Origin of the sequence: uncultured Pseudacidovorax sp., from assembly GCF_913773995.1 — a bacterium.
In the GTDB taxonomy this organism is placed as follows: domain Bacteria; phylum Pseudomonadota; class Gammaproteobacteria; order Burkholderiales; family Burkholderiaceae_C; genus Xenophilus.
Map to the genome: position 1 here is coordinate 1 of NZ_CAJYES010000060.1, position 9,635 is coordinate 9,635.

Annotated in this window: 9 protein-coding genes and 1 pseudogene; 3 read left to right on the top strand and 7 right to left on the bottom strand. The window is 71.5% G+C overall.

The genetic code is table 11. From position 1 onward, the window contains the following. A pseudogene (locus QZ772_RS05300) lies at window positions 1-580 on the bottom strand (two-component sensor histidine kinase); the annotation flags it as partial. Between the two features lie 102 nt (window positions 581-682). Between QZ772_RS05300 and QZ772_RS05305 the strand changes: the two are divergent. Continuing rightward, window positions 683-1,429, top strand: a complete 747-nt coding sequence (locus tag QZ772_RS05305) for a TetR/AcrR family transcriptional regulator (protein WP_295523783.1) — start codon at window positions 683-685, stop codon at window positions 1,427-1,429. A 54-nt stretch (window positions 1,430-1,483) separates the two neighbouring features. Here QZ772_RS05305 and QZ772_RS05310 read toward each other — a convergent pair whose 3' ends face one another. The 4 genes from QZ772_RS05310 to QZ772_RS05325 all read right to left on the bottom strand — a co-directional run bounded on the left by QZ772_RS05310 (window position 1,484) and on the right by QZ772_RS05325 (window position 5,474). Beyond that, window positions 1,484-2,353, bottom strand: coding sequence for an SDR family oxidoreductase (locus QZ772_RS05310; RefSeq protein ID WP_295523785.1), 870 nt, complete (start codon window positions 2,351-2,353; stop codon window positions 1,484-1,486). Window positions 2,354-2,420: 67 nt separating this feature from the next. Continuing rightward, window positions 2,421-3,209: an enoyl-CoA hydratase/isomerase family protein gene (locus tag QZ772_RS05315; RefSeq protein WP_295523787.1), complete on the bottom strand. Its 789-nt coding sequence runs from the start codon at window positions 3,207-3,209 to the stop codon at window positions 2,421-2,423. A 37-nt stretch (window positions 3,210-3,246) separates the two neighbouring features. Next, window positions 3,247-4,338, bottom strand: a complete 1,092-nt coding sequence (locus QZ772_RS05320; protein ID WP_295523789.1) for an acyl-CoA dehydrogenase family protein — start codon at window positions 4,336-4,338, stop codon at window positions 3,247-3,249. Next, window positions 4,335-5,474 carry an acyl-CoA dehydrogenase family protein gene (locus QZ772_RS05325; protein ID WP_294376424.1) on the bottom strand — a complete coding sequence of 380 codons (1,140 nt, stop codon included), beginning with the start codon at window positions 5,472-5,474 and terminating at the stop codon, window positions 4,335-4,337. The genes QZ772_RS05320 and QZ772_RS05325 overlap by 4 nt, the downstream gene beginning before the upstream one ends. A 170-nt stretch (window positions 5,475-5,644) precedes the next feature. On the opposite strand from QZ772_RS05325, the gene QZ772_RS05330 reads away from it, so the two are divergent. Both QZ772_RS05330 and QZ772_RS05335 read left to right on the top strand, forming a co-directional pair. Continuing rightward, window positions 5,645-6,634 (top strand): tripartite tricarboxylate transporter substrate binding protein, encoded by a 990-nt coding sequence (locus QZ772_RS05330; RefSeq protein WP_295523792.1) that lies wholly within the window; start codon window positions 5,645-5,647, stop codon window positions 6,632-6,634. A gap of 55 nt (window positions 6,635-6,689) precedes the next feature. After that, window positions 6,690-7,916: a CoA transferase gene (locus QZ772_RS05335; RefSeq protein ID WP_295523794.1), complete on the top strand. Its 1,227-nt coding sequence runs from the start codon at window positions 6,690-6,692 to the stop codon at window positions 7,914-7,916. A gap of 20 nt (window positions 7,917-7,936) precedes the next feature. Here the strand turns inward: QZ772_RS05335 and QZ772_RS05340 are convergent, their stop codons facing one another. Continuing rightward, window positions 7,937-8,953 (bottom strand): tripartite tricarboxylate transporter substrate-binding protein, encoded by a 1,017-nt coding sequence (locus QZ772_RS05340; protein WP_295523797.1) that lies wholly within the window; start codon window positions 8,951-8,953, stop codon window positions 7,937-7,939. 73 nt (window positions 8,954-9,026) lie between these two features. Further along, window positions 9,027-9,635: CoA transferase (locus tag QZ772_RS05345; protein ID WP_295523799.1), on the bottom strand; the 609-nt coding region annotated here is incomplete at its 5' end.

A 9,635-nucleotide genomic window follows, 5' to 3' on the forward strand; every position in this document is an offset into this window, starting at 1 on the left:
CGAAGTGCCAGCCACCTGCTGCCGTGGCATCGCTGCCGGGTTGCAGGACGAAGGCCTGGCCGCCCAGCGCCAGCACCAGGCGCGAGGCGGCGGTGCGGGGATCGTTCGGCCATTCCTGCCACGGCACGGTCGCGGCCAGGTCGATGTCGAGCGCATAGCTGGCCGGCTCGGCCGCCATGAGCAGCTGATAACGGCCGGCGGCCAGATCGATGCGGCTGAGCACGGCGGCCTTGCGCGAGCGCGAGGTGGCTTCGGCCGCGACCAGTGCGGCATCGGTCCATTCCGTGCCCGGCGCCCGTCGCTGCACGCGCAGGATGGCGGGGTAGACCGCGCCGAGCCGCTGCTCGGGCCGGTCGGCTGCAGTGGGCGCCTGCGCGCCCCCCAGCAGGGCCAGCGTGGACAGCACCGCGTCGTATTGCACCACCTGCTGGCTCATCAGCCGATGGGCGATGCGGCCTTCGGTGTCGAAGTCGGCCTGGAGACGGTCGAGTTTTGTCCGTGCGAGCCAGACGCTGCCTGCCAGCACGGCGACGAGCCAGGCAAGCAGCCAGGGCAGCAGGGAGCGCAGGGAACGGGGCATGCGGGCATTGTGCCGGGGGGCCCGAATGCGACCTCTGCCGCGCGACCGAGGTGCTATCGTTTCCGGCCCCGTCTCCGTGACCCTTGCGCCTTCACGACCGCCATGCCTTCCAAAGCCTCGTCCCCTTCCACTGCGCCAGCGCCGCGCAAGCGTCCGGCGCGCAAGGCCGCCGCCGCATCTGCGCCTGCCGTGGATGCGGCCATGGACGAGGAAGTCCCTGCGGACGAGGGTGTTGAAGGCGCTGCCCGGCTGACCCAGGCCGAGCGCCGCGCGCTGGCCGAGCGACGCATCCTGGATGCCGCGCTGGAGCTGGTCGCGCGCCGCGGCTCGGTGCGCATGACGCTGGCCGAAGTCGGCGAGGCCGCGGGCTACAGCCGCGGCCTGCCGGCGCATCGCTTCGGCAACAAGGCCGGCCTGCTGCAGCGGGTGGTGCTCAACATCGGTGCCCGCTTCGAGGCGCGGCGCCTCGCGCTGCCGCAGCACCGCCCGGGGCTGGATGCGGTGCGCAGTCTGGTCTCCACCTACTTCGTGCGCGACGACACCCGCTGGATCGAGACCCGCGCACTGCTGGTGATGATGACCGAGGGCTTCATGGAAGACTCGGAGCTCAACCCCTACATCGGCGAGTACATCCGCAGCAGCATCTCGCGGCTGGAGCAGCACATCCGCGACGGCATCGCGCTCGGCGAGATCCGCGCCGACATCGACCCGACCACCGCCGCCACACTGCTGCTCGGCGCGCTGCGCGGCGTGCTGCACCAGCGGCTGGTGCTGGGCGACCTGCGCCTGGACCGGGTGCGCGATCTGGCGCTGCAGATGGTCGATCGCACGCTGGCGGTGGAGGACTAGCCGCCACCGCCTTGCGGCGTTTCGCGTGGCCCACCCGTCGGCGGCGTGAGTCGCTCAGCCGCCGCGCCCCGCCCGTGCGCGGGACCAGTCATCGGGACCCCAGGCCAGCAGGTCCTCGGCGCCGGAAGTGCGCAAGTGCTGGCCGCCGTCGATGGCGATCATCTCGCCGTTGATGTAGGCGGCACTGTCGCTCACCAGGAAGGCGGCCAGCTCGGCCAGCTCTGGCGGCCGGCCGACGCGACCGAGCGGGTTGGCGGGATAAGGAGCGGCTGCCCCGACACCTGGCGCCGCATTGGCGAACGCCCGCCCCGCGGTCGGGTCGAGCGCCTGACCTGCGCCCGCCGTCGGGAAGGGCCCGGGCGCGATGGCCACGCTGCGGATGCCGTGCGGACCCCATTCCACGGCCAGGCTGCGCGTCATGGCCAGCAACCCCGACTTGGCCATGGCCGAGGGCACAGTGAAGGCGCGGCCGGTGCGGGCGGAGGTCGACAGGATGCTCAGCACCACGCCCGGCCGGCCGCGGTCGATCCACCGTCGGCCGGCCTGCAGCGTGCAGTACAGCGCGCCGTGCAGCGTGGGCCCGAGGATGGCGTCGGCTGCGCGGGCGCTCAGGCGTTCGGTCTGCGCGATGAAGGTGGCCGCCGCGTTGTTGACCAGCACATCGAGCGGCCCCTGCTGCCAGGCGGCGTCGAACATGGCGTCGACGGCGGCTGCGTCGCGCACATCGCAGGTCAGGGTCTGCACGCTGGCGCCATGGCGGGCCACGAGGCCGTCGCGCGCGGCAGCCAGCACCTCGGCTCGGCGGCCGGACAGAACCAGCTGTGCGCCCAGCGCCGCGAAGCGATCGGCCATGGCGAGCCCGAGGCCCGTGCCGCCACCGGTGATGAGGATGCGCCGTCCGCGCAGCAGTCCGTCTTGAAGCATGGGGGGTTCCTTGGCCCGCGATGCGGGCGTCATGGCGAAAAAGGTGGGGGCGGCGCGGGCGGCTGCTTCAGCGGCCGCTGAACTTGGGCGGCCGCCGTTCGGCCATGGCCTGCACGCCCTCGCGGAAGTCCTCGCTGCGGAAGTGCGCGAACTGCATCTCGCTTTCGCGGGCGACGGCCTCGCGCAGTTGCGGCAGCAGGTCACGCCGGAGCGTGGCACGGGTGGCCTGCACGGCGATGGGGGCCGACAGCGCGATCTCCTGCGCGAGTTCCAGGGCCGCGCCGCGCACGGCTTCGGGCGTGTCCACCAGCGCGTCGACCAGGCCCATCGCCTGCGCCTGCGTGCCGTCGATGCGTCGGCCGGTGTAGAAGAGCAGGGCCGCCTGCTGCGGACCCACGAGCCGCGGCAGCGTGACCGACAGGCCGAAGCCCGGATGGAAGCCCAGCCGGTTGAAGTTGGCACTGAAGCGCGCCTGCGGGCAGCTCACGCGGAAGTCCGCGGCCAATGCCAGGCCCAGCCCGCCACCGATGGCCGGCCCGTGCACGGCCGCGACGATGGGCTTGCCGGTGGCGTAGATGCGCAGTGCCTCGGCATAGATCGGGTTGAGCGCGCGCGGGCTGGGTGCCGCGGTTGCGTCGGTGTTGCCGCCGAAGTTGGCACCGGCGCAGAAGGCCGTGCCCTGGGCGGCCAGCACCACGGCGCGGCAGTCGGTATTGGCTTCGAGGTCTTCGAGCGCGTCAGCGATGGCGGTGATCAGCGGCACGTCGAAGAAGTTGTGCGGTGGGCGGCGGAGCTCGATGACGGCGACGTGGCCGTCCATGTCGACGCCCAGGTCGGTGTAGCTGCGTGGGGGCATGAGGGTCTCGCTGGAATGAGGGGAGGGAAGGGCGGGTTCAACCTGCCGCCGTCGCGGAGAACTGCCGCTGCGTCATCGCCGGCCAGAAGCCGGCCGCGCCGGCGCGGATGGCCGCGGCACCCAGGCGCTGCGCCCACCAGGCGTCCGCGCCGTAGGCCGCGCGCCAGGCCCACAGCCGGCGCGTGGCGAAGTGCAGCGCATGCTCGTGCGTGAAGCCGATGGCGCCCAGCACCTGGTGCGCGGTCGCGGCCACGCGCGGGGCCGCCTCGCCGCAGCGCACCTTGGCCGCAGCCACGCCGAAGTCCGCACGCGCCGCGCGCTCCGCATCGCCGAGCCGGAAGTCCAGCCCAGCCGCGCGCACCGCCATGCGGGCCGAGGCCACATCGCCCGCGGCCTGGGCCAACATCTGCTGCAGCGCCTGGTTCTTGCCGATGGGCCGGCCGAACTGCACGCGGTCGTTGGCGTACTGGATGGCCTCGGCCAGTGCCCATTCCATGGTGCCGACCATCATGGCCGCATGCAGCAGGGCGGCCGTGCTGCGCAGCGGCAACGCGATGCTGAAGGCTTCGGCCGGCAGCACCGCGCGCAACGCAACGCCGGTCAGGCGCAGGCGGTCGGCGGGCAGGCCGGCGAGGTCCAGGCCCGGCTCGCAGGCGAGGCCAGTGGCATCCTTCAGGTCCACCACGGCGATGTCGCCTTGCGGCAGTTGCACGAGGGCCCAGGCGGCGTGGCGTCCCCATGGCACGGCGGGCGCCTCGCCGCTCAGGTGGCGGCCGTCGGCGGTCAGGGCCAGCGTCTGGCCCGGCCCGGCGTCGATCAGCGTGCCCGGACCGGCCAGCGGCGCATGGCCTGCGCAGGCCAGCAGGGCCAGGCCAGCGGCCGTCTCGGCCAGCGGCAGCGGCACGCGGTGGCGACCCAGCTCCTCGAAGATCGGCAGTGCCTGGTCGGGCGTGAGACCGAAGCCCTGATCGCCCGCGGCCAGCGACGCGGCGAAGCCGGCCTCTTCCACCTGCAGCCACAGGGCCTGCGGAAACTCGCCCGCCTCCACCTGCATGTTGAGCGCGGCCCCGGCCGCATCGGCGAACAGGCGCGCGGCGCTGTCCTGGATCATCTGTTGGTCGTCGTTCATCGCAGGCCCATTCCTTTCGCGAGCATGCCCCGGAGGATTTCGCGCGTGCCGCCGCGCAGGGAGAAGGACGGCGTGGCCAGCACGAGGTGCCGCTGCACGCGCGCCAGGTCGCTCTCGGGGGGCATGCGGCCGCCGAAGAGTTCGTGCGCCAGGTCGGGCAGGCCCTGCTCCAGGAGTGCGCCCTGGTCCTTGACGGCCGCAGCGGCCAGCCCGGGGTTCTGGCCCGCGGCCAGCATGCCGGCCACGCCCAGCGACATCTGCCGCAGCGTGGCGTACTGCGCGGCCAGCCGCCCCAGCACCAGCTGGTGGTGCGGGTTGTCGGCATCGGCGGCGTCCAGCATCTCGAGCATGAGCTGCGTGCTGCTCATGTAGCGCTCGGGGCCCGAGCGCTCGAAGGTCAGCTCGGTCGTGACCTGGTGCCAGCCTTCGCCCTCGGCGCCGATCAGGTGGTGCGCGGGCACGGGCACCTCGTCGAAGGTGACCTCGTTGAATTCGTGCTCGCCCAGCTGGTTGACGATGGGCCGGATGGTCAGGCCGGGGCTTCGCATGTCCACCAGGAACTGCGACATGCCCGCATGCCGGTCGGCACTGGGCGGTGCGGTGCGCACCAGCGCGATCATGTAGTGCGCCTTGTGCGCGGCCGAGGTCCACACCTTGCGGCCGCTGATGCGCCAGCCGTCGCCATCGCGCACGGCCCGGGTGCGGATGGAGGCGAGGTCCGAGCCCGAATCGGGTTCGCTCATGCCGATGCAGAAATGGCACTCACCCCGCGCGATGCGCGGTAGCAGCTCGGGCGCCAGCACCTCGGGCGAATAACGCATCAGCAGCGGGCCGCTCTGGCGGTCGGCCACCCAGTGGGCCGACACGGGGGCGCCAGCGGCCAGCAGCTCTTCCAGCACCACGTAGCGCTCGAGCATGGAGCGCTCGCCGCCGCCGTAGCGCCGCGGCCAGGTCATGCCGATCCAGCCGCGTTGGCCGAGTGCTCGGCTGAACTCGGGGCTGTAGCCGGACCAGTTGCGCGCCCGCTCATGCGGCGGCAGGTCCCCGAGCGTCTGCGCGAGAAAGTCGCGCACCTCGGCGCGCAGCCGCTCGCAGTCGGGCGGCAGTTCGGCCGGACGGATGTCCAGGGCTTGCATGGCTTGTCTCCTTCGACGGTGCGTGCCGGACAGGAGCGTCCGGGTCAACACCTAAAGCAACTTGCTTGTTGGTCAACAAATATAAGTGCTAGAGTCCGCCCAGGCAAGCGAGGTCCCATCCGGGCCTTCCCGGACTTGCGTGAATCCACACCTACAGACGGAGACATCCCATGACCCTTGAACGTCGCGCCTTTCTGGCTGCGCTGGGCGCCTTCGGCGCCGGCGGCGCGCTGCTGGCGGCCAGTCCGGCCGCGCTGGCCCAGGCGGCCTTTCCCACCAAGCCGCTGCGCATCGTGGTGCCCTTCACCGCGGGCAGCGGTTCGGACTCGGACTCGCGCTTCTACGGCGATCTCCTGGCCAAGAAGCTGGGCCAGCCGGTGATCGTGGAGAACCGGCCGGGCGGCAGCGGCCTGATCGCGGTGCAGTCGGTCAAGTCGGCCCCGGCCGACGGCTACAGCATCCTGCTGGCCAGCAACTCGCCCATGTCGGTCAACCCGGCCGTGATGAAGAACCTGCCCTATGACCCGTTCAAGGACTTCAAGCCGCTGGTGGGCTCGGCCGTCGGTCCGGCGGGCTTTGTGGTGAAGGGCGATTCGCCCGCGCACAGCATCCAGGATGTGGTGGCCGCGGCCAAGCGCGAGAAGCGGCCGATCGCGGTGGGCAACTATTCGGCGGGCTACCAGCTGGTGGCCGCGTGGCTGGGCACGGCCTCGGGCGCGCAGATCAACCACATCAACTACAAGGGTGGCTCGCAGATGGTCACCGACGTGATCGGCGGCCAGCTGGAGCTGGCCATCGTCGACCCTTCGGCATTCCTCGAGATGCAGAAGGAAGGCCGGGTGCGCATCCTGGCCGTGACCGGCGCCAAGCGCATGGCCACCCTGCCCACGGTGCCCACCATGATCGAAAGCGGCTTCGCCGATTTCGAGACCTATGTCTGGAGTTCCTTCTTCGTGCGCAGCGACACGCCCGCGGACGTCACCCAGAAGCTGATCGGCGCGATGGCGGAGGTGATGGCCCAGCCCGAGGCCGTGGCCTACCGCCAGCAGCGCGGGGCCGAGTTCCTGGACCTCAAGGGCGACGAGATGCGCAAGTTCCAGCAGCGTGAGTACGAGCGCTTCAAGCGCGTGGCCGAAGCGGCTGGCCTGGTGCAGCAATGACGATGACCCGGCCGGCGGACGCCTTGGGCGCGCCGGCTCTTTTCCCCCCGATCCCATGAAGCCTTTCGAGCAGACCTCTTCCTCCGCCAGCGGCCCGCTGGCCGGCCTCCGCGTCCTCGACCTCACTGCCGTCGTGCTGGGCCCGCTGGCCACCCAGATCCTGGGCGACCAGGGCGCGGACGTGATCAAGGTCGAAAGCCTGGAGGGCGACCTGATGCGGGCCAATGGCGTGTCGCGCCACCGCGGCATGAGCTCGATCTACCTCAGCATCAACCGCAACAAGCGCTCGCTGGCGCTGGACCTCAAGCGCCCCGAGGGCGTGCAGGCGCTGTTGCGACTGGCGGCCACGGCCGACGTGTTCATCCACAACATGCGCGTGCCGGCCATCGAGCGGCTGGGCCTGGGCTACGAGGCCCTGCGCCGCGTCCGGCCCGACATCGTCTACTGCGTGGCCACCGGCTACCAGGAGGGCGGCGCCTTCGCCGGCAAGCCGGTGTTCGACGACATCGTGCTGTCGGGCTGTGGCCTGGTGGACCTGAACCTGCGCGACGGCGCGCAGCCGCGCTACATGCCCACGCTGGTGGCGGACAAGGCCGCGGGCCTGATGGTGGCGCAGGCCGTGACTGCCGCGCTGCTGCACCGCGCGCGCAGCGGCCAGGGCCAGTATGTGGAAGTGCCCATGTTCGAAGCCATGACCGCCTTCACCCTGGTCGAGCACCAGGGTGGCCATGCCTTCGAGCCGGCCACGGCGGAGCCCGGCTACGCGCGGGTGCTGGGTGGCGGACGGCGCCCCATCGCCGTGCGCGACGGCCATGTGACGGTGCTGCCTTACTCGCCCGCCCACTGGCAGGCGCTGTTCGAGCGCACCGGCCATGCGGCCCTGCTGCAGAAGTACGGCCCCATGGACCGCAGCCAGCTCAATGCCCGTGTACGCGAGCTGTACGCCGACCTGGCCGCCGTGGTGGCCGACATGGACTGCGACACCTGCCTGGCGCTGTGCGAAGCGCTGGACATCCCCGCCACGCGCATCTATGCGCTCGACGAGCTGCGCGAGCATCCGCAGCTCGTCAGCGTCGGCCTGTTCGAGACCCACGAGCATCCCACCGAGGGCCCCACCGTTCAGGTGCGGCCGCCCGTGCGCTTTGGCACGACGCCGGCCCGCATCGCGCGCCTGGCGCCGACGTTGGGCGAGCATTCCGCCGAAGTGCTGCGCGAGGCGGGGCTGTCGACCGAGGAAATCGAATCGCTGGCGGCCGCGGGCGCCGTGAAGCAGGCCGCCTGAAGCCCGTACGGCGGCGGCGCCTATTCGGCGATCACGTTGGCCTTTTTGACCAGCGCCGCGTAACGCTCCTGTTCCGACTTCAGGAAGCGCGCGGCTTCCTCGGCGCTGTTGAGGATCAGCTGGTCGTCGCGCTTGGCGAAGCCGGCCTTCACCTCCGGATCGTTGAAGGCGGTGACGAAGGCATCGTGCAGGCGCCTGACCTGCGCAGGCGCCAGGCCCTTGGGCCCCACCGCCGCAAACCACCCGGCGATGTCGACGCCCGGAAAGCCCTGTTCCGCGAGCGTCGGCACGTCGGGCAGGGCGCTGGCGCGTTCCTTGCCCATCACGCCGATGGGCCGCAACTGTCCGGCCTTGATCTGGCCCTGCACCGCGACGACCGCGGCCGCGCCCATCTCGACCTGGCCGCTCATCAGGTCGGTGATCATGGAGCCCATGCCCTTGTAGGGGATGTGGCGTGCGCTGCCCCCCATCTCGCTCACGGCGAGCTCGCCGGCCAGGTGGATGATGGTGCCGTTGCCTGAGGACGCGAAGTTGAGCTCACCGGGCCTGCCCTTGAGCAGCACCTGCAGCTCCCTGGCGTTGCGCGCCGTCACCTTCGCCGGATTGACGACGAACACGAAGGGCGAGCCCCCGATCACCGTGATCGGCGTGATGTCCCCCAGGCTGTCGTACGGCAGCTTGCGGAACACGCTCGGATTGACCGCATGGTTGTTGGACACCACCGCGATGGTGTTGCCGTCGGGCGCGGCCCGGACCGCTGCCTGCGTGCCGGTGATTCCGCCCGCGCCGGGCATGTTCTCGATGACCACCGGCTGGCCGCCCAGCGCCTTGGACAGTGCGACCTGGGCCGAGCGCAGGATCACGTCCACGCCCGAGCCGGCGCTCACCGGCAGGATGACGCGCAGCGGCGTGCTGCCCTGCGCATGGGCGGCGCCCGCCAGGCCGAGCGTGATGACCGCAGCGCTGCAGGCCATGAGGGTGCGGCGGCGCAGCGTGGCGGGACCTGCGGGCAAGGGGTGAGCGTTGGTTGTGTTCATGGGTGTCTCCGTTGTTATGAATGCGATGCAGGGGCAGGCTGCGGCGCATGGCGCGCAGCCTCTTCTTCGAAGCTCAGGCTGTGGCGGCCTTGAGGGCGGACAGGATCTCTTCGCTGTGCTCGCCCACGCGCGGCAGCGGCATGCGCACGCCCGGCCGTCGGCCGCCGAGGGTCAGGGGCAGCAGCACGACGTCGGTGGTGCCGCCGTCGTCGGTCACCATGGGTGCGAGGCCGCCGCTCTGCCGCAGATGGGGGTCGTCCACCAGCTGCTCGGGCCGCGCGATGGGCGCGTAGGGAATGCCGGCGGCCTCCAGCCGCGGCGCGAGTTCGTCCAGCCGGTGGTCGGCCAGGATGGCGCCCAGCTCGGCCAGCAGCTTGGGCCGTACGGCAACGCGGGCGGCGTTGTCCACGTACTCCGGTCGCTGGGTCAGCGCTGGGCAGTCCAGCACGCGGCAGAGTGTGGCGAACTGTTTGTCGCTAACGGCGCCAATGAATAGCTGCTCGCCGCCGGCCAGGGTGAAGACGTCGTACACGCTCCAGGCCGACACGCGCGAGGGCATGGGCGGCGGTGCCTCGCCGGTCATCAGGTACTGCTGCATGTGCTGCGAGGACAGGAAGACGCAGTTCTCGAACAGCGCGCTCTGCACCTCCTGGCCGCGCCCGGTGCGCGCGCGCTCGCGCAA